The sequence below is a fragment of the Leclercia sp. S52 genome (genome assembly GCF_039727615.1).
Taxonomy (GTDB): domain Bacteria; phylum Pseudomonadota; class Gammaproteobacteria; order Enterobacterales; family Enterobacteriaceae; genus Enterobacter; species Enterobacter adecarboxylatus_B.
In genome coordinates this window covers 4,184,291-4,210,967 of sequence record NZ_CP152474.1, presented here as the reverse complement: position 1 = coordinate 4,210,967, position 26,677 = coordinate 4,184,291, and the positions used below count along the sequence as shown (strand labels likewise).

The 26,677-nt window shown below is 55.9% G+C and carries 27 protein-coding genes, 1 tRNA gene and 5 pseudogenes; 26 read left to right on the top strand and 7 right to left on the bottom strand.

Annotation, left to right across the window (positions count from 1 at the left end; all coding sequences use genetic code 11):
- Position 1 precedes the first annotated feature (1 nt).
- The 9 genes and pseudogenes from AAHB66_RS20175 (at position 2) to AAHB66_RS20135 (ending at position 3,520) form a co-directional block, all read left to right on the top strand.
- Positions 2–652, top strand: coding sequence for a terminase endonuclease subunit (locus AAHB66_RS20175; RefSeq protein ID WP_320530449.1), 651 nt, complete (start codon positions 2–4; stop codon positions 650–652).
- A 93-nt stretch (positions 653–745) separates the two neighbouring features.
- A complete protein-coding gene (locus tag AAHB66_RS20170; protein WP_347114276.1) occupies positions 746–1,210 on the top strand; it encodes a head completion/stabilization protein in 465 nt (154 codons plus the stop codon).
- A complete protein-coding gene (locus AAHB66_RS20165; protein ID WP_039029574.1) occupies positions 1,210–1,413 on the top strand; it encodes a tail protein X in 204 nt (67 codons plus the stop codon). Before AAHB66_RS20170 ends, AAHB66_RS20165 begins: the two co-directional genes overlap by 1 nt.
- 3 nt (positions 1,414–1,416) lie before the next feature.
- Positions 1,417–1,633, top strand: a pseudogene (locus AAHB66_RS20160) (HP1 family phage holin).
- Positions 1,614–2,129, top strand: a complete 516-nt coding sequence (locus AAHB66_RS20155; RefSeq protein ID WP_347114274.1) for a lysozyme — start codon at positions 1,614–1,616, stop codon at positions 2,127–2,129. Before AAHB66_RS20160 ends, AAHB66_RS20155 begins: the two are co-directional and overlap by 20 nt.
- Positions 2,126–2,554 (top strand): Rz-like lysis system protein LysB, encoded by a 429-nt coding sequence (lysB, locus tag AAHB66_RS20150; RefSeq protein WP_347114273.1) that lies wholly within the window; start codon positions 2,126–2,128, stop codon positions 2,552–2,554. Before AAHB66_RS20155 ends, lysB begins: the two co-directional genes overlap by 4 nt.
- Positions 2,445–2,687, top strand: coding sequence for an Rz1-like lysis system protein LysC (gene lysC, locus AAHB66_RS20145; protein WP_347114272.1), 243 nt, complete (start codon positions 2,445–2,447; stop codon positions 2,685–2,687). Before lysB ends, lysC begins: the two co-directional genes overlap by 110 nt.
- Positions 2,650–3,081, top strand: coding sequence for a phage tail protein (locus tag AAHB66_RS20140; protein WP_347114270.1), 432 nt, complete (start codon positions 2,650–2,652; stop codon positions 3,079–3,081). Before lysC ends, AAHB66_RS20140 begins: the two co-directional genes overlap by 38 nt.
- The gene (locus AAHB66_RS20135; protein ID WP_347114269.1) at positions 3,074–3,520 is read left to right on the top strand and encodes a phage virion morphogenesis protein; all 447 of its coding nucleotides are present in this window, start codon (positions 3,074–3,076) and stop codon (positions 3,518–3,520) included. Before AAHB66_RS20140 ends, AAHB66_RS20135 begins: the two co-directional genes overlap by 8 nt.
- Positions 3,521–3,523: 3 nt before the next feature.
- Here the strand turns inward: AAHB66_RS20135 and AAHB66_RS20130 are convergent, their stop codons facing one another.
- Positions 3,524–4,489, bottom strand: coding sequence for a DUF5677 domain-containing protein (locus AAHB66_RS20130; RefSeq protein ID WP_347114268.1), 966 nt, complete (start codon positions 4,487–4,489; stop codon positions 3,524–3,526).
- Between the two features lie 142 nt (positions 4,490–4,631).
- On the opposite strand from AAHB66_RS20130, the gene AAHB66_RS20125 reads away from it, so the two are divergent.
- The 6 genes from AAHB66_RS20125 to AAHB66_RS20100 all read left to right on the top strand — a co-directional run bounded on the left by AAHB66_RS20125 (position 4,632) and on the right by AAHB66_RS20100 (position 9,668).
- Entirely contained in the window at positions 4,632–5,210 is a 579-nt protein-coding gene (locus tag AAHB66_RS20125) for a phage baseplate assembly protein V (protein ID WP_347114267.1), read from the top strand.
- The gene (locus AAHB66_RS20120) at positions 5,207–5,566 is read left to right on the top strand and encodes a GPW/gp25 family protein (protein WP_347114265.1); all 360 of its coding nucleotides are present in this window, start codon (positions 5,207–5,209) and stop codon (positions 5,564–5,566) included. The genes AAHB66_RS20125 and AAHB66_RS20120 overlap by 4 nt, the downstream gene beginning before the upstream one ends.
- Positions 5,553–6,461: a baseplate assembly protein gene (locus AAHB66_RS20115; protein WP_347114263.1), complete on the top strand. Its 909-nt coding sequence runs from the start codon at positions 5,553–5,555 to the stop codon at positions 6,459–6,461. The genes AAHB66_RS20120 and AAHB66_RS20115 overlap by 14 nt, the downstream gene beginning before the upstream one ends.
- Positions 6,454–7,059: a phage tail protein I gene (locus AAHB66_RS20110; RefSeq protein ID WP_347114262.1), complete on the top strand. Its 606-nt coding sequence runs from the start codon at positions 6,454–6,456 to the stop codon at positions 7,057–7,059. The genes AAHB66_RS20115 and AAHB66_RS20110 overlap by 8 nt, the downstream gene beginning before the upstream one ends.
- Complete coding sequence (locus AAHB66_RS20105; RefSeq protein ID WP_347114261.1) at positions 7,056–8,798, top strand: phage tail protein; 1,743 nt, start codon at positions 7,056–7,058, stop codon at positions 8,796–8,798. The genes AAHB66_RS20110 and AAHB66_RS20105 overlap by 4 nt, the downstream gene beginning before the upstream one ends.
- A 270-nt stretch (positions 8,799–9,068) precedes the next feature.
- Positions 9,069–9,668, top strand: a complete 600-nt coding sequence (locus AAHB66_RS20100; RefSeq protein WP_347114260.1) for a tail fiber assembly protein — start codon at positions 9,069–9,071, stop codon at positions 9,666–9,668.
- Here the strand turns inward: AAHB66_RS20100 and AAHB66_RS20095 are convergent.
- A pseudogene (locus tag AAHB66_RS20095) lies at positions 9,640–9,888 on the bottom strand (tail fiber assembly protein); the annotation flags it as partial. The gene AAHB66_RS20100 and the pseudogene AAHB66_RS20095 overlap by 29 nt on opposite strands.
- Before the next feature lie 120 nt (positions 9,889–10,008).
- Here AAHB66_RS20095 and AAHB66_RS20090 point away from each other — a divergent pair.
- The 8 genes and pseudogenes from AAHB66_RS20090 (at position 10,009) to AAHB66_RS20055 (ending at position 17,134) form a co-directional block, all read left to right on the top strand.
- Positions 10,009–11,181, top strand: coding sequence for a phage tail sheath protein (locus tag AAHB66_RS20090; RefSeq protein WP_347114258.1), 1,173 nt, complete (start codon positions 10,009–10,011; stop codon positions 11,179–11,181).
- Positions 11,182–11,190: 9 nt separating this feature from the next.
- Positions 11,191–11,706, top strand: coding sequence for a phage major tail tube protein (locus tag AAHB66_RS20085; protein ID WP_312134085.1), 516 nt, complete (start codon positions 11,191–11,193; stop codon positions 11,704–11,706).
- Positions 11,707–11,759: 53 nt separating this feature from the next.
- Positions 11,760–12,063, top strand: a pseudogene (locus AAHB66_RS20080) (phage tail assembly protein).
- A gap of 14 nt (positions 12,064–12,077) precedes the next feature.
- Positions 12,078–12,197: a GpE family phage tail protein gene (locus AAHB66_RS20075; RefSeq protein ID WP_347114256.1), complete on the top strand. Its 120-nt coding sequence runs from the start codon at positions 12,078–12,080 to the stop codon at positions 12,195–12,197.
- Positions 12,190–15,260: pseudogene (locus AAHB66_RS20070) on the top strand (phage tail tape measure protein). Before AAHB66_RS20075 ends, AAHB66_RS20070 begins: the two are co-directional and overlap by 8 nt.
- Before the next feature lie 3 nt (positions 15,261–15,263).
- Positions 15,264–15,749 (top strand): phage tail protein, encoded by a 486-nt coding sequence (locus AAHB66_RS20065; RefSeq protein WP_347114254.1) that lies wholly within the window; start codon positions 15,264–15,266, stop codon positions 15,747–15,749.
- A pseudogene (locus AAHB66_RS20060) lies at positions 15,746–16,847 on the top strand (phage late control D family protein). The gene AAHB66_RS20065 and the pseudogene AAHB66_RS20060 overlap by 4 nt, the downstream one beginning before the upstream one ends.
- Positions 16,848–16,915: 68 nt before the next feature.
- Positions 16,916–17,134 (top strand): ogr/Delta-like zinc finger family protein, encoded by a 219-nt coding sequence (locus AAHB66_RS20055; RefSeq protein WP_347116529.1) that lies wholly within the window; start codon positions 16,916–16,918, stop codon positions 17,132–17,134.
- A 134-nt stretch (positions 17,135–17,268) separates the two neighbouring features.
- Here the strand turns inward: AAHB66_RS20055 and AAHB66_RS20050 are convergent.
- Positions 17,269–17,344, bottom strand: a tRNA-Ile gene (locus tag AAHB66_RS20050).
- 125 nt (positions 17,345–17,469) lie between these two features.
- Here AAHB66_RS20050 and mug point away from each other — a divergent pair.
- Complete coding sequence (gene mug, locus AAHB66_RS20045) at positions 17,470–17,976, top strand: G/U mismatch-specific DNA glycosylase (RefSeq protein ID WP_106995868.1); 507 nt, start codon at positions 17,470–17,472, stop codon at positions 17,974–17,976.
- 192 nt (positions 17,977–18,168) lie between these two features.
- Here the strand turns inward: mug and rpoD are convergent, their stop codons facing one another.
- From rpoD to rpsU, 3 genes are all read right to left on the bottom strand, one after another.
- The gene (gene rpoD / locus AAHB66_RS20040) at positions 18,169–20,013 is read right to left on the bottom strand and encodes an RNA polymerase sigma factor RpoD (protein ID WP_347114252.1); all 1,845 of its coding nucleotides are present in this window, start codon (positions 20,011–20,013) and stop codon (positions 18,169–18,171) included.
- Between the two features lie 275 nt (positions 20,014–20,288).
- Positions 20,289–22,034, bottom strand: coding sequence for a DNA primase (gene dnaG, locus AAHB66_RS20035; RefSeq protein ID WP_347114251.1), 1,746 nt, complete (start codon positions 22,032–22,034; stop codon positions 20,289–20,291).
- A gap of 236 nt (positions 22,035–22,270) precedes the next feature.
- A complete protein-coding gene (rpsU, locus tag AAHB66_RS20030; protein ID WP_001144069.1) occupies positions 22,271–22,486 on the bottom strand; it encodes a 30S ribosomal protein S21 in 216 nt (71 codons plus the stop codon).
- Positions 22,487–22,722: 236 nt separating this feature from the next.
- On the opposite strand from rpsU, the gene tsaD reads away from it, so the two are divergent.
- Positions 22,723–23,736: a tRNA (adenosine(37)-N6)-threonylcarbamoyltransferase complex transferase subunit TsaD gene (gene tsaD / locus AAHB66_RS20025; protein ID WP_347114246.1), complete on the top strand. Its 1,014-nt coding sequence runs from the start codon at positions 22,723–22,725 to the stop codon at positions 23,734–23,736.
- 17 nt (positions 23,737–23,753) lie between these two features.
- Here tsaD and AAHB66_RS20020 read toward each other — a convergent pair whose 3' ends face one another.
- The gene (locus tag AAHB66_RS20020) at positions 23,754–24,401 is read right to left on the bottom strand and encodes a response regulator transcription factor (RefSeq protein WP_347114244.1); all 648 of its coding nucleotides are present in this window, start codon (positions 24,399–24,401) and stop codon (positions 23,754–23,756) included.
- Between the two features lie 346 nt (positions 24,402–24,747).
- Between AAHB66_RS20020 and AAHB66_RS20015 the strand changes: the two genes are divergently transcribed.
- A complete protein-coding gene (locus tag AAHB66_RS20015) occupies positions 24,748–26,664 on the top strand; it encodes a S8 family serine peptidase (RefSeq protein WP_347114243.1) in 1,917 nt (638 codons plus the stop codon).
- The last annotated feature ends 13 nt before the right edge of the window (positions 26,665–26,677 follow it).

The following is a 26,677-nucleotide window of genomic DNA, read 5'->3' as shown; positions in this document are numbered from 1 at the left end:
CATGAGCCTGAGTCCCGCACGGCAGCACCGCCTGCGCATTCAGGCCGAACAGGCCGCCCGGGAGGGCGGCAGTGTTCGCCATGCGTCCGGCTATGACCTGATGCTGCTGCAGCTGGCAGAAGACCGCCGCCGCCTCAAGGGTATCCAGTCCACCGTGAAAAAGGCGGCAATCAAGGTCGAACTTTTGCCGAAATATGCCGCCTGGGCGGAGGGCGTGCTGGCTGCCGGAGGTGCGCAGCAGGATGACGTGCTGATGTACGTGATGCTGTGGCGTATCGACGCCGGTGATTATGCCGGTGCGCTGGAAATCGGGCGTCATGCACTGCGCCATGGCTGGGTGATGCCGCTGGGCAACCGCAACGTGCAGACCGTTCTGGCGGAAGAAATGGCGGACGCCGCACAAAGCGCCCTGCTGGCCGCCACCGGTTTTGATGCCGATCTGCTCCTGCAGACGCTGGACCTGACAACCGATCAGGATATGCCGGACCAGTCCCGGGCGCGCCTGCACAAAGCCATCGGCGCGGTACTCACCGAAAGCAACCCGGCTTCAGCGCTGAATCACCTTACCCATGCGCTGCAGCTCGATCCCCGCTGCGGCGTGAAAAAAGAAAAGCAGCAGCTGGAGCGCAGATTGCGCAGTGACAGCCGCTAACGAACGTGCCCCGCGCACGGGCGGCACGGGGTGGCGAAAGGCACTGCCACATCAAAACCCCGTCCACCGCCCACTATTTCAGGAGAAAGCCGCATGCAGTTTATTGCGCCAGAACAGGCACCGGAACAGGCGGACGTTATTAAAAATACGCCGTTCTGGCCTGATGTGGACCTGTCGGAATTTCGCAGTGTGATGCGCACTGACGGCACGGTGACGCAGCCCCGTCTGAGGCAGGTTGCGCTGACAGCCATTTCCGAAGTTAACGCTGAGCTGTACGACTTCCGCAACCGCCAGCAGATGCTGGGCTACCGGGATCTGGCTGGCGTACCGGCGGAAATGCTGGACGGCAAAAGCGAGCGCATTCAGCACTACCTTAACGCCGTGTATTGCTGGGCGCGCGCCGTGCTCAATGAGCGTTACCAGGATTATGACGCCACGGCGTCCGGGGTAAAGCGAGGGGAGGAACTGGCGGAGGCCAGCGGCGATCTGTGGCGTGATGCCCGCTGGGCTATCAGCCGGGTGCAGGATGCACCGCACTGCATGGTGGAGCTTATCTGATGAAAGTGCGTGCGCACCAGTATGACACGGTGGACGCGCTTTGCTGGCGTCATTACGGGCGCACGCAGGGTGTCACCGAGCAGGTTCTGCAGGCAAATCCGGGGCTGGCTGAGTATGGCCCTTTTTTACCGCACGGGCTGCAGGTGGAGCTGCCGGACATTCCGGCGACAACCACGGCGCAGACCGTCCAGCTATGGGACTGAATTATGACGCTTGAACGAATCAGCGCCTTTATCACGTATTGCATCGCTGTTTTGCTGGCATGGCTGGGCGATCTGTCGCTTAAGGATGCTTCAACGGTTGGCGGCGTGCTGATTGGTGCGCTGATGCTGGCTATCAACTGGTATTACAAGCACAAAACCTACCAGCTGCTGCGCGACGGGCAAATCACGCGGGGGGGAATATGAATCCTTCAACCGTTAAACGCTGCCTTGTCGGGGTGGTGCTGGCTATCGTCGCCACGCTGCCCGGTTTCCAGTCGCTGAATACCTCAGTCGAGGGACTGAAGCTGTTAGCCGATTTCGAGGGGTGCCGCCTGCAGCCTTACCAGTGCAGCGCGGGTGTCTGGACTGACGGGATCGGCAATACGTCCGGCGTGGTGCCGGGCAAAACTATTACGGAACGGCAGGCGGCGCAGGGGTTAATCAGCAACGTGTTGCTGACGGAAAAAAGGCTGGATGCCTGCCTGAAGGTCAGGCCCCCGCAGCATGTTTACGATGCGCTGGTAAGCATCGGTTTCAACGTGGGCACCGGCGCAATATGCCGATCCACCATGGTGTCCTACATCAACCGCCAGCAGTGGTGGCAGGCGTGCAATCAGCTGCCGCGCTGGATTTACGTTAATGGTCAGAAAAACAAAGGGCTGGAGAACCGCCGCGCGCGGGAGCTGGCCTGGTGCCTTAAAGGCGCTGGCGTATGACACGTGCATTAGTTGTAGTGCTGGCGCTGACTGTTGCGGCGCTGGGCTGGCAGTCCTGGCGACTTAACAATGCCAGCCACACCATCGAGACGCAGGGCGTGGCGCTGAAAAGTAAAGCGCAGGAACTGACGAAGAAAAACAGCCAGCTGATTGGCCTGTCCATTCTGACTGAAACCAACAGCCGGGAGCAGACGCGGCTTTATGCGGCGGCGGAGCAGACCTCCACGCTGCTGCGCAACCGTCAGCACCGGATAGAGGAACTGAAACGTGAAAATGAGGATTTGCGCCGCTGGGCTGATACCCCTTTGCCTGCTGATGTTATCCGGCTGCGGGAGCGTCCGGCCCTCGCCGGAGGTGCAGCTTACCGTGAGTGGCTGTCCCAGAGTGACGCAGTGCCGCCTGGAAAGGTCAGCGCCGCGCAGTAACGGCAATCTGAATGCGGTGCTGGATGAAACGGAGGCCGCCTGGGCGGCGTGTGCTGACAAAGTGGACACGATAATTGCGTGTCAGGAGCGAGACAGTGAACAAGCCGCAGTCTTTACGCAGCGCCCTGAATAAGGCGGTGCCGTATGTCCGCAATAACCCGGACAAACTGCACCTGTTTGTGGATAACGGCTCACTGGTGGCAACCGGGGCCAGCTCCATGTCATGGGAGTACCGCTACACCCTGAACGTGGTGATCGAGGATTTCAGCGGGGACCAGAATCTGCTGATGGCTCCCGTTCTGCTTTGGCTCACGGGCAATCAGCCGGATGCAATCAACAACCCTGAACTGCGCGAAAAGCTGTTCACTTTTGACGTGGATATTCTGCGCAATGATGTGTGCGATATCAGCCTGAACCTGCAGCTGACGGAGCGCGTACTGGTCAGCGCCGACGGGGGCGTGTCGAGCGTTGAGGCGGTGCCAGAACCGGACGTATCGGAAGAAATGTGGACGGTCAAGCATGAGTGATCTGCAGAGGGTGGATGACTGGCTGGCGGCGTTGCTGGCAAATCTGGAGCCTGCCGCGCGCAGCCGCATGATGCGTCAACTGGCGCAGGAATTGCGCCGCAGTCAGCAGCAGAATATCAGGCTGCAGCGAAATCCGGACGGGAGCGACTACGAGCCGCGCCGGGTAACGGCCCGCAGCAAGAAGGGGCGCATCAAGCGCCAGATGTTTGCGAAGCTACGCACGACGAAATACCTGAAAACTGCAACCAGTGCCGACTCTGCCAGCGTGCAGTTTGAGGATAAGGTGCAACGTATTGCCCGGGTTCACCATTACGGCCTGCGTGATCGTGTCAACCTCAAAGGGCCAGAAATACGTTATGCGAAGAGGCAATTGCTGGGCTTCGACAATACGACAATTAATTTAATAGAAGAGAAATTATTCAGCTATTTAACTGGATGAATTTCAAACATCGAATGTTCTGGCTGTTTCTAAGAATTTTTTTCCAATAGCCTCCGTGAGCTTGGTTAATGAATTGATTATTACTATGTTTTCCTCCTTTTCAACAATTGTTAAAATTGTTGCGGTTGCTTGCGTTAAACTTAGTGCAGCATTCTGAGCTGGATCTGTAAGTCCAAAATTACTTGGGCCAATATTAATGACGCTTGTTTCGAAAGTTGGCAATGTGAGGCTTTTGGTGATTGTCTTAATGTTTGGGTGTATATTTTGGCTTGCCCATTTGAAGTATGGTCTCATATGGTCTAATTTAACAGCCTTTTCTAAACTCTGGAATCCAGGTGCTCTATTATTCTCAGGTAGAAAAGGAGTCGCCCATCCATATTGTGAATCAAAGTCTTTGCCGTATTTGTTTAATTTGTCTTTAAATACTCGTGTAATAATAGCGCATTCTTCATCTGTAGGACCCTTTTCTTGTAGTCGATGCTCATGTTTTTTATGGTATTTCATCCCATAATAGCTATCATAGATTTCATGCGCCAGAAATCTCTCTGCGCAAACAGGACTGTTTGAACTAATAAATTGTAAAGTGACATTTACCTCGTGAAGCGATCTCCATCGAGCATGAGCACCATCAGCGTAACCATTCTTTAGTAACAGTAAAATTTCGTTGGATATTGAACAGGCTTTCGCATGTAGTCTTATAAGAAGACCAGTTTTAATTTCATTTGCGATATCGCTTTCGATTTTACGGTGTTCACTAAAATCTGAGCCAGAATTAATGCAGATATCTATTAGTAGTTCTAAATGATTTAAAGCATCCTCCCAATGACTTATGTGTTTTTGCACAAAGCTATCATGCTCCTTTTTATTGCGTTGAATGATTTTGGGGATTTCTAAACTATAGGAATCAATTGCGGTAATTGTCAGTTCTTCAATGTACTGCAAAAAAAAGATGTTGGATATCAGCATCATTGCATTCTTCGACGATGCGCCCGTTTGACTTAACCCATTTGTAAAACCTATCAAAAGAACTCATCCGAATCTCCCAATTGTGCCATCAGTGACACATTTTTGTTTTGATGAACGCCAATTTGTCTTGGTACACCCTAAGCGTATGGACAAAAACTTAACAGAAATCATGCGCCTTATCACCAACCTGATCCGCACCGGCACCGTGACCGAAGTGGACCGGGATAACTGGCTGTGCCGGGTAAAGGTGGGTGAGCTTGAAACCAACTGGATTAACTGGCTGACACTGCGCGCCGGAGGCGGTCGCACCTGGTGGTGTCCGTCCCCGGATGAACAGGTGGTACTGCTGAGCCTGGGCGGCAATCTGGAAACCGCTTTTGCGCTGCCTGCCATTTACTCCAATCAGTTTGCGCCGCCATCGGATTCCGTGGACGGCAGCGTGACGGAATACCCGGATGGGGGCTGGTTTGAGTACGAACCCGCCACCGGGCGATGGCACGTCAAAGGTATCAAATCAATGGTGATCGAGGCGGCTGACAACATCACCCTGAAAACAGGTGAGTTTGTTGTGGAGGCTGACAGCACCCGTATTAATAGCGAAGTCGTGATCAACGGCAGCGTCACCCAAGGCGGCGGCGCGATGAGTTCCAATGGGATCGTGGTGGATGACCATGCCCATATCAAAGTCATGAAAGGTGGCGACACTTCGGGAGGCCCGGTATGACGCTGTATATCGGCATGAACCAGAGTAGCGGCAGGTCAATAACGGACACGGACCATTTGCGCCAGTCGGTGCGGGATATTCTGCTGACGCCACAGGGTAGTCGTATTGCCCGCCGCGAATACGGCTCCCTGCTCTCTGCCCTGATAGACCAGCCGCAGAACCCGGCGCTGCGCCTGCAGATCATGTCTGCGGTCTATGTAGCCCTGAGCCGATGGGAGCCACGGATTACGCTGGATTCCATCACTATCAGCAGCAGCTTTGACGGCTCAATGGTGGTTGAGCTAACCGGGAAGCGCAATAACGGCGCGCCTGTTTCCCTTTCTGTACCAACAGGAGCAGACAATGGCAGCAATTGACCTTTCCCGGCTACCCGCGCCGCAGATCGTGAACGTGCCTGATTTTGAATCGCTGCTTGCTGAACGTAAGGCAGCGTTTGTGGCTCTTTATCCGGCGGATGAGCAGGACGCGGTGCGGCGCACGCTTGAGCTGGAATCTGAACCCATCTCCAAACAACTGCAGGAAAACACCTACCGCGAAATCTTGCTGCTACAGCGAATTAACGAGGCCGCGCAGGCGGTCATGGTGGCCTATGCGATAAGTGGCGATCTCGATCAGCTGGCGGCCAACTATAACGTGACGCGCCTGATAGTAACTCCTGCCGACAACAACGCGGTGCCGCCGGTCGCTGCCGTTATGGAAAGTGACGAGGCGCTGCGCCTGCGTATTCCTGCTGCATTCGAAGGTTTGTCCGTTGCGGGTCCGACGGCGGCATATGAGTTTCATGCTAAAAGTGCGGACGGGCGCGTGGCGGACGCCAGCGCAACCAGTCCGGCACCGGCTGAGGTGATGCTTACCGTGCTGAGCCGTGAGGGAGACGGTACGGCAGGGGCGGATCTGCTGGCGGTTGTTGAGCGGGCGCTTAACAGTGAGAGCGTGCGCCCGGTTGCGGATCGCCTGATGGTGCGCAGCGCCGAAATTATCCCGTACCGTGTTGATGCAACGATTTTCCTGTATCCCGGCCCGGAAGCTGAGCCGGTGATGGCTGAGGCTAAAGCCAGCCTGCAGAAGTACATCGCCAGTCAGACGCGGCTGGGGCGTGATATCCGGCGCAGTGCGATTTATGCCGCGCTGCATGTTGAGGGTGTCCAGCGCGTGGAGCTGGCGTCACCGCTGGATGATGTGGTGCTGGATAAGACGCAGGCAGCGTCCTGCACGGAATGGAGCGTAACCAACGGGGGCACGGATGAATAGCCTGCTGCCGCCCGGTTCGTCACCGCTTGAGAGCCGCCTGGCGCAGACCTGCAGCGGTATATCCGATCTGCAGGTATCCCTGCGTGATTTATGGAATCCGGCAACGTGTCCCGTTGCTTTTCTCCCGTATCTGGCCTGGGCCTTTTCCGTTGACCGCTGGGACGAAAGCTGGACCGAAAGTGTGAAGCGCCGGGTGGTGCAGGACGCTTTCTATATCCATCAGCATAAAGGGACAACCAGCGCCGTGCGGCGCGTCGTGGAGCCGTTCGGCTTTCTGATCCGCATCGTTGAGTGGTGGCAGACCGGTGAAGCGCCGGGCACGTTTCGCCTGGATATTGGCGTGCAGGACCAGGGCATTACGGAAGAAACCTATCTGGAGCTGGAACGGCTGATTAGTGATGCCAAACCGTGCAGCCGTCACCTGGTGGGCATGTCCATAAACCTGCAGACAAGCGGCGATCTGTGGGTAGGTGCTGCTACCTATACCGGCGAAGAAATCACGATTTATCCGTACATCAACGAAACCATTATTTCCGGCGGCACCGCTTACGAGGGCGGGGCGGTCCATGTTATTGACACAATGAGAGTGAATCCATGAGCGCAAAATTTTATACCCTGCTGACGGAGATCGGCGCGGCGAAACTGGCAAGCGCCGCCGCACTCGGTGTTCCGCTGAAAATTACCCAGATGGCGGTGGGTGATGGTGGCGGTGTGCTGCCCACGCCCAGCGCACAGCAGACAAAACTGGTAGCCGAAAAGCGCCGCGCCGACCTTAATATGCTGTATATCGATCCGCAGAACAGCAGCCAGATGATTGCTGAGCAGGTGATCCCCGAAACGGAGGGCGGTTGGTGGATTCGTGAGGTTGGGCTGTTCGACGATACTGGCGCGCTGATTGCCGTCGGTAATTGCCCGGAGAGTTACAAGCCGCAGCTGGCAGAGGGAAGCGGGCGTACCCAGACGGTGCGCATGGTGCTGATTACCAGCAGTACCGATAATATCACGCTTAAAATTGACCCTTCCGTGGTACTGGCAACCCGTAAGTACGTGGATGATAAGGTGCTGGAGCTTAAGGTGTATGTGGATGACCTGATGGCAAAGCACCTTGCTGCTGCAGATCCTCACAGTCAGTATGCGCCAAAAGATAGTCCGACGCTGACCGGCACGCCGAAAACGCCAACCGCACCGGCGGGGAATAACTCAACCCAGATCGCCAGCACAGCCTTTGTACAGGCGGCGCTGGTTGCCCTGATTAACGGTGCGCCGGCCACGCTTGACACGCTGAAAGAAATTGCAGCAGCAATCAACAACGATCCCGCTTTCAGCACCACCATCAACAACGCGCTGGCGCTGAAGGCCCCGTTGGCAAGCCCTGCTCTGACCGGAACACCGACCGCGCCCACTGCTGCGCAGACGGCGAACAATACGCAGATTGCCACCACGGCCTTTGTGCAGGCGGTGGCAACAACGATAAACAATGCGCTGGCGCTTAAGGCCCCGCTGGCAAACCCTGCTCTGACCGGAACGCCAACCGCGCCCACTGCCGCGCAGACGGTGAACAATACGCAGATTGCCACCACGGCCTTTGTTAAATCCGCTATTGCGGCGCTGGTTGCTTCGTCCCCGGCGGCACTGGATACGCTGAACGAACTGGCAGAGGCGCTGGGTAACGATCCAAACTTCGCCACCACCATGACAAATGCCCTTGCTGGCAAGCAGCCGCTCAACAGCACCTTAACCGATCTGTCCGGCAAGTCGGTTGCGGGCATTCTTGATTACCTTGGACTTACGGCTATGAGCATTGGCGGTGTTGGCGCAGCACTGGCAGCGCTGGACTGGCAAACGTTCAATTTCATTCCGGGTTCTCGTTATGTTGTTATGTCCGGTAGTATGACCAATATCCCTGCTGGCGTGACCGTACCAGGTGATACATATCAAACTCTACTCAACGTAACCGCGCTGGGTCATATCGAACTTTGGTATTCGACGACCACGGCAGCGGCATATTATCACTATGAAGTGCGCCTTTCTGGTGCTGTCGGAGCACGCACTTTTACCGTTCGTCAAATATTCACCAACTCTGATGTGGTGCCTGTCGAAAATGGCGGCACCGGCGCATCAAATATCTCCGGCGCTCTCAAAAACCTTGGTTTAGGAGAAGGCTCGGCTTTACCAGTTGGCGTCCCCATTCCGTGGCCGCAGGCAACGCCGCCAGAGGGATGGATAAAATGCAATGGCGCGACTTTTGATAAGGCGAAATATCCAAAGCTGGCCGCTGCTTACCCGTCGGGTACGCTTCCAGACCTGAGGGGGGTATTTTATTCGGGGATGGGATGATAGTCGTGGGGTTGATTCTGGTCGGGCTATCAACACTGGGCAGGGACCCCGTGTAGGTTACCTGGGTTTTTCTCTTTCAACATTTGCCGGAGCATTTAACCCTGGTACTATCATCTTGTCCGATGCCGTCAACGTTACATGTCAAAATATCAATGGCGCGGCAGGTTCTATTAATAACGATAATGGTGCGGCTTCTGGTGATGCATATGTTATCCCAGCGGATACACGTCCCTGGAACGTCGCGTTTAACTATATTGTGAGGGCGGCATAATGGATCTGGCAAAATTAAACAGTGAACTGCTTGCTACCGAGGCGGGTAATATTACTGTATTCAACTACGATGGTGAGACGCGAGAATATCTTTCTTCATCAATTGAGTACCTGGCTGTGGGAGTGGGTATTCCTGCCAACTCGTGTATTGATGCGCCGAACATAATCAAAGAAGGCTTTGCTGTTTGCAGAACATCGGATGACAAAGCCTGGGAGTGCATTGTTGATCATCGCGGTGAGGTGGTATACAGCACAATGACAGGTGAAAAAATCACTATTACTGTGCCAGGTGATTACCCGCAAAATACCACCATGCAATCCCCTGCAACGCCATATGATAAATGGAATGGTAGTCAGTGGGTGACGGACTCGAAAGCGCAGCATGCTGCCGATGTCGCAGAGGCCGAACGGCAGAAAACCGCGTTACTGGCAGAGGCTGCAGAGGTTATCGCCCCACTGGCAGATGCTCAGGCTGGAGGCTATATTGACGATGCAGACGTGCCACGCCTGGCTGAATGGCAGCGGTACCGTTACAAACTGACCAAAGTTGATACCAGCACCGCCCCTGAAATTAACCTTCCGCCGAAGCCGGAGGTATAGGCCAGGTGATATCTGGTGCGCTGGTTGCATTTACTGCATCCAGCGCATCAAGATAATCCAGCCATGCGTTGTACTGTGCCAGCTCGTCCCCCTTAATCCGACCAAGCGCTGCTTTGCCAGGCCACTATTTTTTGTTCATGAAGCTGTTGGCATCAGAGATTCTGCTCTGCTTATCATTTTCTGCAATCTGCTCCTGCTGCTCATGGGTAGGGGGTGGGATGACGCCCGTCTGACAGTGCGTATTCTTATTGTGCCATCAGTGGTACATAGCGGATAACGTGCGTTACAGGCTCATCATCCAGAACATAAGCAGACCCCCTGTAACCGGAGAGACTGCCTTATGGCTCAGGATTACCACCACGGCGTGCGCGTTGTTGAAGTCAACGACGGCACCCGATCCATTACCACGGTGAGCACCGCTATCGTGGGCATGGTCTGCACCGGCGATGATGCCGATGCGTCCATGTTTCCCCTCAACAAGCCGGTCCTGCTGACTGATGTACTGACCGCAAGCGGCAAAGCGGGCGAGTCCGGCACGCTGGCCCGCTCGCTGGATGCGATTGCAGACCAGGCAAAACCTGTGACGGTTGTCGTGCGCGTGGCGCAGGGCGAAACCGAAGCGGAAACCACCTCCAACATTATCGGCGGCGTGACCGCTGACGGTAAAAAAACCGGCATCAAGGCTCTGCTTTCGGCGCAGTCGCAGCTCGGCGTCAAGCCGCGCATTCTCGGCGTGCCCGGGCATGACACGCAGGCGGTTGCTACTGAGCTGCTCAGCGTGGCGCAGAGCCTGCGCGGGTTTGCCTACCTGTCCGCTTACGGCTGTAAAACGGTGGAGGAGGCCATTGCCTACCGCGATAACTTCAGCCAGCGCGAAGGGATGCTGATCTGGCCTGACTTCATCAACTTTGACACCGTGCTGAATGCAGATGCGAAGGCTTACGCCTCCGCCCGTGCGCTCGGTCTGCGCGCCAAAATTGACGAACAGACCGGCTGGCACAAAACCCTGTCCAATGTCGGCGTGAACGGTGTTACCGGGCTTTCTGCAGATGTGTTCTGGGATCTGCAGGACCCGGCCACCGATGCGGGCCTGCTGAACCAGAACGATGTGACCACGCTGATCCGTAAAGATGGCTTCCGTTTCTGGGGTTCCCGCTGCCTCAGTGACGATCCGCTGTTTGCTTTTGAAAACTACACCCGCACGGCGCAGGTACTGGCTGACACCATCGCAGAAGCGCATATGTGGGCGGTGGATGGCGTGCTTAACCCGTCGCTGGCCCGCGACATTATCGAAGGTATCCGCGCCAAACTGCGCAATCTGAAAACGCAGGGCTACATCATCGGGGCAGACTGCTGGCTGGATGAATCCGTGAACGATAAGGACTCCCTGAAGGCCGGGAAACTCATTATCGACTACGACTACACGCCGGTACCGCCGCTTGAAAACCTGATGCTGCGCCAGCGCATCACCGATCAATACCTGCTGGATTTCTCCAGCCGGGTCAGCGCGTAAGGGGACCCCATGGCTTTACCACGCAAGTTAAAACACCTGAACCTGTTCAACGCGGGTAACAACTGGCAGGGGATCGTTGAGTCAGTCACCCTGCCGAAATTCACGCGCAAGTTTGAAAAGTATCGCGGCGGTGGTATGCCCGGCTCGGTGGATATCGATTTGGGGCTGGATGACGGTGCGCTGGACACGGAATTTTCAGTTGGAGGCACCGAACTGCTGTTATTCAAGCAGATGGGGGCGACCACGGTGGACGGCATCCAGCTGCGCTTTACCGGCTCCATTCAGCGTGACGACACCGGGGAAGTGCAGGCCGTGGAGCTGGTAGTGCGTGGGCGTCACAAGGAGCTGGATTCCGGGGAGTGGAAGACCGGAGAAAGCAACACCACCAAAGTGAGCAGTACCAACAGCTACGCAAAGCTGACGATCAACGGTGAAGTGCTCTATGAGGTCGATCTGGTCAACATGATTGAAATCGTTGACGGCGTGGACCTGATGGAAGCGCACCGTAACGCCCTGGGCCTCTGATTAACTTAACGGCGCGGGCAGCCGCGCCAGTAACCTATTAACAGGAAGAGAACATGACCGACAAGCTGACTGAAAAGACCGTACAGCTGGACACCCCCATCAAGCGCGGTAAAACCGAAATCACAGAAATTGTGCTGCGCAAACCCCAGTCCGGCGCACTTCGTGGCACCCGCCTGCAGGCCATTATGGATATGGACGTGAGCGCAATGATGACCGTTATTCCGCGTATCTCCACGCCGACCCTTACGGCGCAGGAAATGGCAGAGCTTGACCCTGCCGATCTCACTGCATTGTCCGTTGAGGTAGTGACTTTTTTTGTTGAAGAAGTCGGTTCTTGCCGGTTTACCGACAGCCTGACGATTGACGATCTGGTGGCAGATATTGCCACCATTTTTCACTGGCCGCCGTCCGTCACTGACGTTATGCCGCTGACCGAAGTGCTGGAGTGGCGGCATAAAGCGATTCAGAGAAGCGGGACCAGCGATGAGTGACACTAACCTGCGTCTGCAGGTGATTCTTAATGCGGTTGATAAACTCACCCGCCCATTCCGTACTGCGCAGGCCAGCTCGAAAGAGCTGGCTACCGCCATTCAACAAAGCCGCGCCAGGCTGAAAGAGCTGGATGCTCAGGCGGGCAAAATTGAAGGCTTTCGTAAAACCAGCGCGCAGCTGGCCGTCACCGGTAACAACCTTAACGCCGCCCGCGAAGAAGCGGCCCGGCTCGCCACGCAATTTACCGATACAAACCGCCCGACGGCGGCACAGGCGCGCCTGCTTGAGCAGGCCAGAAACCGTGTTTCGGAGCTGCAGACTAAATACAACGGCCTGCGCCAGTCGGTGCAGAAGCAACGCCTTGCGCTGAACGAGGCCGGGATGGATACCCGCAAGCTCAGCAGCGCCCAGCGCGAGCTGCGCCAGAATGCTGACGACACCCGGCAGGCGCTGGACCGTCAGCAGAAATCCCTTAAACGACTCGGTGAGCAACAGGCCAGGGTTAATGCCGTCAGGGAGCAGTATTCCCGGAGCCTGGAAGTGCGGGACCGCATCGCCGGGGCCGGGGCCAAGACCTCAGCCGCCGGGCTGGCAATGGGTGCGCCGGTCGTGGCGGCGGTGAAAAGCTATGCCAGCATGGAAGATGCCATGAAAGGCGTGGCAAAGCAGGTCAATGGACTGCGTGACGATGACGGCAACCGCACCGCGCGGTTCTATGAAATGCAGGATGCGATCAAGGCTGCCAGCGAACAGCTACCCATGGAAAATGGCGCGGTGGACTATGCCGCCCTGGTCGAAGGTGGCGCGCGTATGAACGTGGCGAACCCGAATGATTCATGGGAAGACCAGAAGCGTGACCTTCTGGCCTTTGCCAGTACGGCAGCCAAAGCGGCAACCGCGTTTGAACTGCCCGCCGATGAACTGTCCGAAGGCCTGGGTAAAATCGCCAGTCTCTACAAGGTGCCGACCCGCAATATTGAGCAGCTGGGCGATGCGCTGAACTACCTGGACGATAACGCCATGTCAAAGGGCGCGGACATTATCGACGTGCTGCAGCGCATGGGGGGCGTGGCTGACCGTCTGGACTTTCGTAAGGCTGCGGCGCTTGGCTCCACGTTCCTGTCACTTGGCGCAGCGCCGGAAGTGGCAGCCAGCGCCGCAAACGCTATGGTGCGTGAGCTGTCCATTGCCACCATGCAAAGTGACCGCTTTATGGATGGCATGGATATGCTGAAGCTCAGGCCAGAAGAGCTTGAAAAGCAGATGACGAAGGATGCCATGGGCACCATTCTGCGGGTGATGGAGAAGGTGGAAAAGCTGCCGCAGGACAAGCGCCTGTCCGCCATGACAATGCTGTTTGGCAAGGAATATGGCGATGATGCCGCAAAGCTGGCTAACAACCTGCCGGAGCTGCGCCGTCAGCTGCAGCTCACTGCCGGTAATAGCGCAAATGGCTCAATGCAGAAAGAGTCCGACATAAACCGGGATTCCCTTTCTGCGCAGTGGATGCTGGTAAAAACGGGGGCGCAGAACGCCTTCAGCAGCCTGGGCGAAACGCTGCGTCAGCCGCTGATGGATATCATGGATTACGTGAAAAGCGTAACCGGGGCGCTGCGGCGCTGGATTGAAGTTAATCCGCAGCTGGCAGGCACGCTGATGAAAGTGGCTGCCGCTACAGCTGCGATCACACTTGGGCTTGGTACGTTAGCCGTTGTGGTGGCGGCTGTGCTGGGGCCGCTGGCAGTTTTGCGGTTTGGCTTTTCCATGCTCGGCGTAAAAACGTTACCGTCTGTATTCACTGCCGTTACGCACACCGGCAATGCATTGACATGGCTGGCGAATGCGCCACTTTCCCTGTTACGGCGCGGAATGGCTTCCGCGGGGGCTGGCACTGGCCTGCTTACAGCTCCGCTGAATGCCCTGCAGCGGTCAGCCGGACTCGTGGGCAATGCGCTGAAGGCGGTGGCGGGTGCGCCGCTGGCAGTATTCCGCGCCGGAATGGCCGGAACGCGCAGCGTGATAGCAGCGGTGATGAACCCCCCTGGCGGCGCTTCGCGGAGGGCTGACCGCTGCCGGGGGTGTCCTGCGCTTTCTGGTATCCGGTCCGCTCGCCTTACTTCGCGGCGCGCTGTTCGGTATTTCGGGATTGCTGGGTGCGCTACTTAGTCCCGTCGGGCTGGTAGTTGCTGCGCTTGCGGGTGCGGCACTGGTCATCTGGAAATACTGGCAGCCAATCGGCGCTTTTCTGGGCGGTGTGGTGGAAGGGTTCAGGGATGCGGCCGCCCCCATCAGCGCAGCCTTTGAGCCTGTCCGGCCTTTATTCCAGTGGATAGGGGAGAAGGTGCAGGCGCTCTGGGGATGGTTCCGGGATCTGCTGACGCCTGTTAAATCCACGGCTGAGGAGTTGAACAACGCGGCCGCTATGGGGAAAAGGTTTGGTGAGGCCCTGGCTGAAGGCCTGAACATGGTGATGCAGCCGCTGGAGTCGCTTAAATCTGGCGTGTCGTGGCTGCTTGAAAAACTGGGCATTGTCAGCCAGGAGGCTGCAAAAGCGAAGCTACCGGACCAGGTGGTGAAGCAACAGCCCGGCACGGTGAACGGTGACGGGAAAGTGGTGCTGCCGCCTGGCGGATTCCCCATGATGGGCTTTGCGGGCATGTATGACAACGGGGGCGCTATCCCGCGCGGCCAGTTTGGCATAGTCGGAGAGAATGGCCCCGAAATTGTGAACGGCCCGGCAAACGTGACCAGCAGGCGGCGCACGGCGGCGCTGGCATCGGTTGTGGCCGGAACCCTGGGCATGGCGGTAGCACCTGCAGAAGCCGCCCCCCCTGCATCCGTTCAGCCTTCCCGCAATGGCATACAAACAGAGCCAGCCCGCGAAGGCGGAGCGCGCACCGACAGTAATGCACTTTGAAACGCACGCTCCGATCACAATTCATGCGCAGCCAGGGCAGAACCCGCAGGATATTGCCCGCGAAGTTGCCCGCCAGCTCGACGAGCGCGAACGCCGCACCCGCGCGAAGGCGCGCAGCAATTACAGTGACCAGGGGGGGATATGAATCATGATGATGGTGCTGGGGCTATACGTTTTCATGCTGCGCACGGTGCCGTATCAGGAGCTGCAGTATCAGCGCAACTGGCGGCATGCGGTTAACAGCCGCATCAATCGCCGCCCGTCAACGCAGTTTCTTGGCCCGGACAACGACTCGCTGACGCTGTCCGGCGTCCTGCTGCCGGAAATAACCGGGGGCAGGCTGTCTCTACTGGCGCTGGAGCAGATGGCGGAACAGGGCAAGGCATGGCCCCTGATTGAGGGTAGCGGGACTATATACGGCATGTTTGTGATTGAGGGCCTGAGCCAGACAAAGACGGAGTTTTTCGAAAGCGGGATGCCACGGCGGATTGAGTTTACGCTGACGCTCAAACGGGTGGATGAATCGCTGTCCGATATGTTCGGCAGCCTGAATGATCAGCTCAGTAACCTGAAAGACTCCGCATCGTCAGCGATAGGGAATATTACTAATACGGTTGGAGGGTTGCTGCAGTGAATTTCAGTTCTGAACTCCTTAGCCTGTACGGAAAAAGCCCGGCCTTCAGTATCGTTATCGAAGGTAAGGATGTTACAACTGCACTGAATAACCGCCTGATGGGTGTGACGCTCACCGATAACCGGGGCTTTGAAGCGGACCAGCTTGATCTGGAACTGGATGATGCGGACGGGCAGATTGTCCTGCCGCGTCGCGGTGCGGTGATTCAGTTTGCGCTGGGGTGGGAAGGCCAGCCGCTTTTCCCTAAAGGGGCGTTTACAGTTGATGAAATTGAACACAGCGGCGCGCCTGATCGCCTCACCATTCGCGCCCGCAGTGCTGATTTCCGCACAACCCTGAATATCCGCCGTGAAAAGTCCTGGCATCAGACAACCGTGGGGGACGTTATCAGGGAAATCGCCACCCGCCATAATCTGCAAATGGCTATCGGGCAGGACCTGTCAGACCGGCCACTGGATCACTTGGACCAGACGAACGAAAGCGACGCAAGTTTTCTGATGAAGCTAGCGCGTCAGTACGGGGCTATAGCATCAGTCAAAAGTGGCAATCTGCTGTTTATCCGGCAGGGGCAGGGGAGAACGGCAAGCGGAAAGCCGCTGCCGGTTGTGACCATCACGCGAAAGGATGGTGACGGCCACCGTTTCACCCTTGCAGACCGTGGCGCTTATACCGGCGTTATTGCCAGCTGGCTGCATACCCGGGAGCCAAAGAAAAAGGAAACGACGAAAGTTAAGCGCCGCCCCAGGAAGACCACGAAACCAAAGGAGCCGGAGGCTAAACAGGGGGGATTACCTGGTCGGTACGGATGAAAATGTGTTGGTACTTAACCGGACCTATGCAAATAGGGCTAACGCTGAACGGGCTGCGAAAATGCAGTGGGAACGGCTGCAGCGCGGGGTGGCTTCGTTTTCCCTGCTGCTCGCAGAAGGCAGGGCCGATCTCTATACGGAAATGCCGGTGAAGGTCAGCGGATTTAAGCAGCCAATAGATGACGCGGAATGGACCATAACAACGTTGACGCACACCATCAGCCCGGATAACGGCTTTGTTACCAGTTTGGAGCTTGAGGTGAAAATTGATGATTTAGAAATGGAATGAGTTTGTTCACAAAATGGAAGTTAGTGTATCATTGTGTGATTGCAGGGGCTGGAGCGGAGAGAACGGAAATGATGAATTGCCCGAAATGCGGACACGCGGCACATACCCGGAGCAGCTTTCGGGTATCCGATCAAACAAAGGAGCGGTACTGTCAGTGTCAGAATATCAACTGTGGTGCTACCTTTGTAACGCATGAAACGGTTGTACGTTTTATCGCCGCTCCAAACCTAATAAATCAGGTCACGCCGCATCCCTCAAGTGGTGGACAAGGACACATGAGCTTTTAAGAGAAACCCGCTACAGCGGGTTTTTTATTTTCACTACAAAAAAAGCTGCTGCCATTTTGCTGCCAACGGCGATTGGGAAAACAAAAAGGCCACTCGCGAGAGTGGCCTAACTGCATGTATTTGCTGCTTAAATTTGGTGGCCCCTGCTGGACTTGAACCAGCGACCAAGCGATTATGAGTCGCCTGCTCTAACCACTGAGCTAAGGGGCCGTGGCGGAGGATTATAAAGTAACTCCTCGCTGCAATCCAGACATACCCGCCTGCCTGCTGTTTTTATAAACAACCCATTTTCAATCTCTTATACTTAGAGCCTGAACCATTAAGCGGGAGTAATCATGATCAACGACATCCTTGCGCCAGGCCTGAGGGTGGTGTTCTGTGGCATCAATCCGGGCAAGTCCTCTGCCCATACCGGTTTTCACTTTGCCCATCCGGGAAATCGCTTCTGGAAGGTGATTTATCAGGCCGGGTTTACCGACAAACTTCTGAAGCCGGAAGAGGAGCAACAGCTGCTGGATACGCGCTGCGGTATCACCATGCTGGTGGAGCGGCCGACGGTGCAGGCGAGCGAGGTGAATCTGCATGAGCTGCGCAGCGGCGGGCGGGAACTGATTAAGAAGATTGAGGACTATCAGCCGGCGGCGCTGGCGATCCTGGGTAAGCAGGCCTACGAGCAGGCGTTCAGCCAGCGGGGCGTGCAGTGGGGAAAGCAGAGTATTACCATCGGCGTGACCCAGGTGTGGGTGTTGCCTAATCCGAGTGGGCTCAACAGGGCAACGGTGGAGAAGCTGGTGGAGGCGTATCGGGAGCTGGATGAGGCGCTGGTGACGCGGGGGCTTTAGGTTCTGTGCGGTCTGATGCCCTCACCCCGGCCCTCTCCCACAGGGAGAGGGAGAAAACCTTGCCTTCGTCCGGCCTACGGGATCCGTAGGCCCGTGCAAGCAAAGCGCCGCCGGGCGTTTTTTTGCTACAGGAAGAGGGAAAAAAGCCAAAAAAAAGCTCCCCGTAGGGAGCTTTTTTTACGTTCAGGACTGTTAGTCGTCCAGGAAGCTACGCAGCACTTCAGAGCGGCTCGGGTGGCGCAGTTTACGCAGCGCCTTCGCTTCGATCTGACGGATACGTTCGCGGGTCACGTCGAACTGTTTACCCACTTCTTCCAGCGTGTGGTCGGTGTTCATATCAATACCGAAACGCATACGCAGGACTTTCGCTTCACGGGCGGTCAGGCCAGCCAGCACGTCGTGCGTGGCGGCACGCAGGCTCTCGGTGGTCGCAGAATCCAGCGGCAGCTCGAGGGTGGTGTCCTCGATGAAATCACCCAGATGCGAATCTTCATCGTCGCCGATTGGCGTTTCCATGGAGATGGGCTCTTTGGCGATCTTCAGCACTTTACGGATCTTGTCTTCCGGCATTAGCATGCGTTCGGCCAGCTCTTCTGGCGTCGGCTCGCGGCCCATCTCCTGCAGCATCTGGCGGGAGATACGGTTGAGCTTGTTGATGGTCTCAATCATATGCACCGGAATACGGATGGTGCGCGCCTGATCCGCGATAGAGCGGGTAATTGCCTGGCGGATCCACCAGGTTGCGTAGGTGGAGAACTTGTAACCACGACGGTATTCGAACTTATCAACCGCTTTCATCAGACCGATGTTACCTTCCTGGATCAGATCCAGGAACTGCAGGCCACGGTTGGTGTATTTCTTGGCGATAGAGATAACCAGACGCAAGTTCGCTTCAACCATCTCTTTCTTCGCACGGCGGGCTTTCGCTTCACCGATGGACATGCGACGGTTAATGTCTTTTACCTGCTCGATGGTCAGGCCAGTCTCTTCTTCAATCTGCTGCAGCTTCTGCAGGCCACGGTGTACGTCGTCAGCCACATCACGCAGTTTTTCAGACCACGGCTTGTTCATCGCGATAGCCGCGTTGAACCAGGTTTCGCTGGTTTCGTTGCCGGTGAACAGGGTGATGAAGTTCTTCTTCGGCATTTTGCACTGTTCAACGCACACTTTCATGATGATGCGTTCCTGGGTACGGACGCGGTCCATCATGACGCGCATGCTGTTAACCAGGTAATCGAACTGTTTTGGCACCAGGCGGAACTGTTTGAACACTTCAGAAAGCTTCAGGATCTCTTCCTGAGCGGCAGCATGGCTACGGCCTTTGGCTTTAATGGTGTCGCGGGTGACTTCGTACTGCGCACGCAGTTCACCGAATTTCTCGCGCGCCAGTTCAGGGTCGATGCTGTTGTCATCGTCCGCGCTGTCGTCGTCTTCTTCCTCATCTTCGTCTTCGTCGTCATCCATCTCTTCCTGAGACAGTTCAGAACCGACGTGCGTCGCCGTTGGCGCCATGTCTTCTTCCGCGTTCGGATCGACAAAGCCGGTGATCAGATCGGACAGACGCGCTTCTTCTGCTTCTACGCGGTCGTACTGCTCGAGCAGATAGGTGATGGCTTCCGGGTATTCGGCAACAGAGCACTGAACCTGGTTGATCCCGTCTTCGATACGTTTAGCGATGTCAATTTCGCCTTCGCGGGTCAACAGTTCAACGGTTCCCATTTCACGCATGTACATGCGCACCGGGTCCGTCGTGCGGCCGATTTCAGACTCAACGCTCGACAGAACCTGTGCAGCAGCTTCTTCTGCATCTTCATCGGTGTTGTTTGAGTTTTCAGCAAGCAACAGATCATCGGCATCAGGGGCTTCTTCCATCACCTGAATACCCATGTCATTGATCATTTGGATGATGTCTTCGATCTGATCGGAGTCGACGATATCTTCCGGCAGATGGTCATTGACCTCGGCATAGGTCAGATAGCCTTGCTCCTTACCACGTTGGACAAGAAGTTTCAGCTGTGACTGCGGGTTTTGCTCCATAAGACGGTATCCACACTTATTCGTTTGATTGGTGTCGGCGATACGGCTGCCAACCTTTAAAGCGAGGGCGTACTTGTATTTGTGCCGCTGCCTCTCAGTGCGGCTGTCGGGATCTACCCGAACGATATTCGGCACTTAAGCCGTTAAATACTTCATCCTTCAAGTTGTTTCTGCGTTAGCTGCGTTCTCTCATCCTGGTCATGTACTTATGTACACTCCCAGGAATTCGCTCTCTTGCTGCCTTGATACAACTTGAATGATTTTGTCTTTCTGTTTTACTTCTTCGCCAGTTCCTGGTTAATCATCCAGAGCTCCCGGCGTTCTTCGCTGCTTAAACCGTGTGTGCGCTCGCGAGCAATCAACTCTTCCTGGCGCAGTTCAAGCATCGAATCAAACATATGATTGAGCGAGTCGGTAAAGGTCTCTTCAGCGATATCTTTATCTGCTATATCGTCCCACATCGACAGTTTTTCAAGGGTTGCGGACGCTTTTGTTCCGCGATAGTGCTCTAAAAGTTGCCCTGTGGTCAGACCTGGCTGTGAGAGACAAGTGTTGACCAGTTCAGCAAATAAGCCAAGTCCAGGCAGCTTTTCGTGGTCCAGACCCGCCAGAGAAGGCACTTTCGGTGCCAGCTCCGGGTTTTGCACCAGCAGTCCTATCAGTATACGCATGGTTGTGCGTTTTAGCTGTGGCGCCGGGCGAGCCGCTCCGCTATCCGCCAGCTTTGGCATTAAACGTTCAAGCTGACTGTCATCCAGAATGCCGAGCTTCTTGCCCAGCTCCTGACGCAGATAGATGCGCAACGTTTCGCCGGGCACTTGCGTAATCAGCGGTAAGGCCAGCGTGCTCAGCTGGGCACGACCATCCGGGGTGCTCAAATCCACCTGCGGCATCAGGCTGTTAAACAGAAACGTGGAGAGCGGCTGAGCCTGCTCCATCCGCGCTTCAAATGCCGCTTTGCCCTCTTTACGCACCAGCGTATCCGGGTCTTCGCCGTCCGGCAGGAACATAAAGCGTAACTGACGCCCGTCGGTCATATAAGGCAGCGCCGTTTCCAGTGCGCGCCAGGCGGCTTCGCGTCCGGCCCGGTCGCCGTCGTAACAGCAGACCACGGTGTTGGTCACCCGAAACAGCAGCTGAATATGGTCGGCGGTGGTGGAGGTGCCCAAAGACGCAACGGCATAATTAATGTCGAACTGCGCCAGCGCCACCACATCCATATAGCCTTCGACCACCAGCAGGCGCTGCGGTTCAGCGTTATCCTGCTGGGCTTCATACAGGCCATACAGCTGGCGGCCCTTATGGAAAATATCGGTTTCCGGGGAGTTAAGGTATTTCGGCAGGGCATCGCCCAGCACGCGGCCACCAAAACCAATCACCCGGCCACGCTTGTCGCGAATGGGGAACATCACCCGCTCGCGGAAGCGGTCATAGCTACGTCCCTTGTCATTAGTGACCAGCATGCCCGCGTCGATGAGGGATTTACGATCTTCGCTATTGCCGCCAAAACGCTTTAACACGTTATCCCAGCCGGGAGGGGCGTAACCGATAGCGAAACGCGCAATGACATCGTCGCTCAGTCCGCGCTTGTTCAGATACTGACGCGCAGGCTCAGCCGCAGAGTGCTTAAGAGACTGTTGGTAAAACGAGTTCAGGCCGTCCATCAGTTGATACAGCGTTTGTCGTTGATGACGCTCTATCTGACTTGGCCCACTGCCTGCTTCATACGGCACTTCAAGGTTGTGCATGGCAGCCAGCTCTTCGACGGTTTCAACGAACTCGAGCTTGTCGTAGTTCATCAAAAAGTCGACGGCGTTGCCGTGCGCACCACAGCCGAAGCAGTGGTAGAACTGCTTTTCACCGTTCACGGTGAAAGAGGGGGTTTTTTCGTTATGGAATGGACAGCACGCGTGGTAGTTCTTGCCCTGCTTCTTCAGCTTTACCCGCGCGTCGATGAGATCGACGATGTCGGTTCTTGCCAGCAGATCATTGATAAATACGCGTGGGATTCGTCCAGCCATAGGCCCCGTGATTACACTTCATCCTTCAAACTGTCTCTGCGTTGGCTGCGCTCGTTCACCCCTGTCACTTACTTAAGTAAGCTCCGGGGATTCACTCACTTGCCGCCTTGATACAGTGTGAATGATTTTGTGTAAATCCTGATTCATAAACGAAAACAAGCCGCGCATTCCTTCCGGAAGCACGGCCTTACGACTATTACTCTGTCTGACAATTGAGGACGTGCGTCCTCAAAAGATTAGTACAGACGAGTACGGCGTGCGTTTTCGCGAGCCAGTTTCTTCGCGTGACGTTTCACAGCAGAAGCTTTAGCGCGCTTACGTTCGGTCGTTGGTTTTTCATAGAACTCACGACGACGAACTTCAGCCAGAACACCTGCTTTCTCGCATGAACGCTTGAAGCGACGCAGTGCTACGTCGAACGGCTCGTTTTCACGTACTTTAATTACCGGCATGTAACTCTCACCTTTATAAATTCGGTTTGCCGCTGGCATCAACGCCAGCTTATTTCAAAATGGTGCGGAATTTTACTGCAATTGCTGCTGCTTTGTAAAGCACCGCGGCCGTTTTTGAAAGGGACTTTTATAAGGGTGAGGAGTATACACGAAGAGAACTCCAGGGGTGAGGAAAGTTTTACATCAACCCGCCCAGGCTCTACACTGCGCGGTATCTGAGTGAGGTAAAACAAGTCATGCGTGTACTGGGTATTGAAACATCCTGCGATGAAACCGGCATCGCGATTTACGATGATGAAAAAGGGCTGGTCGCCAACCAACTGTATAGTCAGGTGAAATTACATGCTGACTACGGCGGCGTGGTGCCGGAGCTGGCCTCCCGCGACCATGTGCGCAAAACGGTGCCGTTGATTCAGGCGGCGCTAAAAGAGGCGGGATTAACGGCAAAAGATATCGACGCCGTGGCCTACACGGCCGGTCCGGGTCTGGTCGGCGCGCTGCTGGTCGGCGCGACCATTGGCCGCTCGCTGGCGTTCGCGTGGGATGTCCCGGCAATCCCGGTTCACCATATGGAAGGGCACCTGCTGGCGCCGATGCTGGAAGACAATCCACCGGAGTTTCCGTTCGTGGCGCTGCTGGTTTCCGGCGGCCATACCCAACTGATCAGCGTCACCGGCATTGGCCAGTACGAACTGCTGGGCGAGTCCATTGACGATGCGGCGGGAGAAGCCTTCGACAAAACCGCCAAGCTGCTGGGGCTCGATTACCCGGGCGGCCCGATGCTGTCGAAAATGGCCTCTCAGGGCACGGAAGGGCGCTTTGTCTTCCCGCGTCCGATGACCGATCGTCCGGGTCTGGATTTCAGCTTCTCCGGCCTGAAAACCTTCGCGGCGAATACCATCCGTAATAATGATGACGACGATCAGACCCGCGCCGATATCGCCCGTGCCTTTGAGGATGCGGTGGTGGATACGCTGATGATCAAGTGCAAACGCGCCCTGGATCAGACCGGCTTTAAGCGTCTGGTGATGGCGGGTGGCGTCAGCGCCAACCGTACCCTGCGGGCAAAACTTGCCGAGATGATGCAAAAGCGTCGCGGTGAAGTGTTCTATGCTCGTCCGGAGTTTTGTACCGATAACGGGGCGATGATCGCCTATGCCGGAATGGTGCGTCTGAAGCCTGAAGCCGCGGCAGAGCTGAGCGTCTCCGTGCGTCCGCGCTGGCCGCTGGCGGAACTGCCTGCCGCCTGATGAAAGAGACCCGGATGTCAGAGTGCGATATCAAACATCCGGGTTTTCGCTAACAGGCAGTAGAGCTGGCAGCTGTTCTTCACCCCCAGCTTGTCCATCGCCCGCATTTTATGGGCGCTCACGGTTTTAATGCTCAGATGCATGCGCCGTGAGATATCCGTCAGGCTTAATCCCTTGCAGATCAAGCGCAGCACGTCGGTCTCCCGGGCGGACAGCGCCTCGTTCGTCATTTTCCCGCCTTTAAACAGAGCGTTCATCAGGGTGCGCTCGACGTATACCTCGCCCTCGATCACCGACTGTAACGCCTGACTGAGGATCTTTTCATCGCTGTGGCGGCTGAGCCAGGCTTTCGCGCCCGCTTCCAGCGCGAGGCGGATCAGCAGCGGGTTGGTATCGGGCGAGAGCATCATCACCTGCAGCGCCGGGTAGTGACGCGTCAGCCACTTCACCAGCGCCAGTCCCTCCATGCCGTTCTGCGGGTCCCGCAGCGTGTAGCCCAACAGCAAAATGTCGGGAGATTCGCGTGCCAGCAAGGCCATAAGCTCGCCGGTCGAAGCCGCTTCGCCACAGAAAGAGAGCGCCAGAGAGGCGTTATCGGCGATCATGGCGCAGATCCCCCGGCGGATCACGGTATGCTCATCCGCAACCACCATTTTAATTGTCATTGGATTTTCCTTCAGCGGCGTTAATTAGCGTTTGCCCAGGATGTAATTTTATATTGTGCGCGCCCGGCTGGATTGTAGTTGACGAAGTATTTTTACCCGCAGCGGGGGGTTGACATATTTCAATGGCATCATTGCCTGAATGAAATTTAACGGCGAGACATTTCTTATTTTTTAAAAGAGCGCTCTTATAGGTTCGGTTACTTTTTTTAATTCATGCTGAAAAAAGAAGGATATTAATTCATGTCATAAAGGAACGTTGGCTAAAATGAAAAAAAGTATTTTATCACTGTTAATTTGTGCGGCTGTGACTTGCTCAGCCTATGCTGAAACTGCACCTCATGCGGAAATGGCGCTGGAAGGTGAATCCTATGTCGCGATTGTCGTTAAGCTCAAACCCAGTAAACCCCTGCTGAGATCGACCAGCACTGAAGTAACCACTACCACCACAACGGCCAGCAAGCTGAAGCTTAGCGATCCGGCTCTTGTTCCGACCACCATGTTCCGGTCTAAACTGCAAAGTACGCAAACCGCTCAATCCAGTGAGTTTGCGGACCTCAACGCACGATATGGCTTCGATCGCTATGTGCGCATTGAATTGCCAGAGAATAAAAGCACCGATAAAGCCTATATTAATAGTGTCATCGCGGAGCTGGAACAAAATCAGAACGTAGAAGTTGTTTATCCAGAAATGCTGCCGGTATCCCTGGATAAATACAATATGGAGGAGGGGCAAACCAAACCTTTGTTAAAGTCCACTCTGCAAAATACGGTCGGTGCTGCGGCAGTACCTGATTTCCGCAATCTTCAGGATTATGCAAAATCGCCAACCGAAAAACGCCAGGGCTATTATATGGGTGGCGTTAACCGCGACAGCGTAAACCAGTACGCGGGTAATGGTGGCGACGATGTAACGATCGTTTCGATGGAAAATTATATCTGGAATACCAGCCATATTAACCTGCCGACCCCAGCCCTGACCCAGGGCGACAGCCGCTATCGCGTCGGTGACGACCACGATACCGCGTCCGTCGGCATCATGGTGGCGAAAGACATCGGCGCAGGCGTGCGTGGCCTGAGCTGGAAAAGCCGGGTGGGCTTCTCCGCATGGCAATATAACAACCTCTACAACATGATCCCTCTGCTGAAAGCAGGCGATGTGGTGCAGATGGGGATGCAGACGGGCGGGGGCGAAATCGCTGGCTGTACCTCCAACGCCTGTTACGTGCCGCAGGAAAATGTTCAGAGCTATTACGACATCATCAAGGCGTTGACCGACAAAGGTGTCTATGTCATTGAAGCGGCAGGCAACGGCAGCGTTGACCTGGATCATCCGGCATTCAACGGCAAATTTGATGTGAACACCCGTGATTCCGGGGCCATTATCGCCGGGGCATTCTGCGCCAAAAACGGTAAGAAAGCCTACTTCACCACCTACGGTTCCCGTGTGACCAGTTCGTCCTGGGGATGCTGGGACGTCGCGACCACGGGCGGCGGCGATCTGTACAAAAGCACAAACGCCGACTACACCGCCACCTTCGCCGGTACCTCCTCCGCAAACCCAATCATTGCCGGGGTAGTGGCAAGCCTGTCGGGCATAGCTAAAGCGCATGGCATCACCGTGACGCCGGTGCAGATGCGCCAGATCCTCCAGGAAACCGGCACGCCGCTGGCTGACAATGATTCGGCAAAAATCGGTACGCAGCCTGATATGGAACGCGCCGTAGCCCGCATTCTGGCGCTGAAGGACGGCGATAAAGTCCTGCCTGCACCGACCGCAGCAGCGGGCGCGGATTACACCATGGTGTCACCAACCAGCGGCGTAAGCACTTATCCGCTGGATGGCAGCAAGAGCCTGAATGCGAAATCGTACAACTGGAGCGTGACCAAAGGTTCCGGCACCTTCTGGCTGCAGGAGAAACTGAACGGCACGCTGGTCAATAGCGTGAACAGCGCCCATGCGTATGCGGCGATCCCGGCGAATACCGAAGGTGAAGTGACTTATACCCTGACCACCACCGGGGTGGACGGTCGCACGGCGCAGGACAGCATGACCATCAAAGTGAGCAAACCGGCGGCACCAGTACTGGATGCTCCGGCCTATAACGCGAAGATTGCCTATCCGACCAAATGCACCAAAGTGTCTTACGACGGCAAAATCTGGATGAACCAGTGGTACGTCAATCCGGGCCAGGAAACCCCGGGCAACGGCGGCACCTGGGGCGTGTGGCGTCAGCAGGGCGCGACGGGCAACAGCTGCAAATAACGAAGACAGCCTG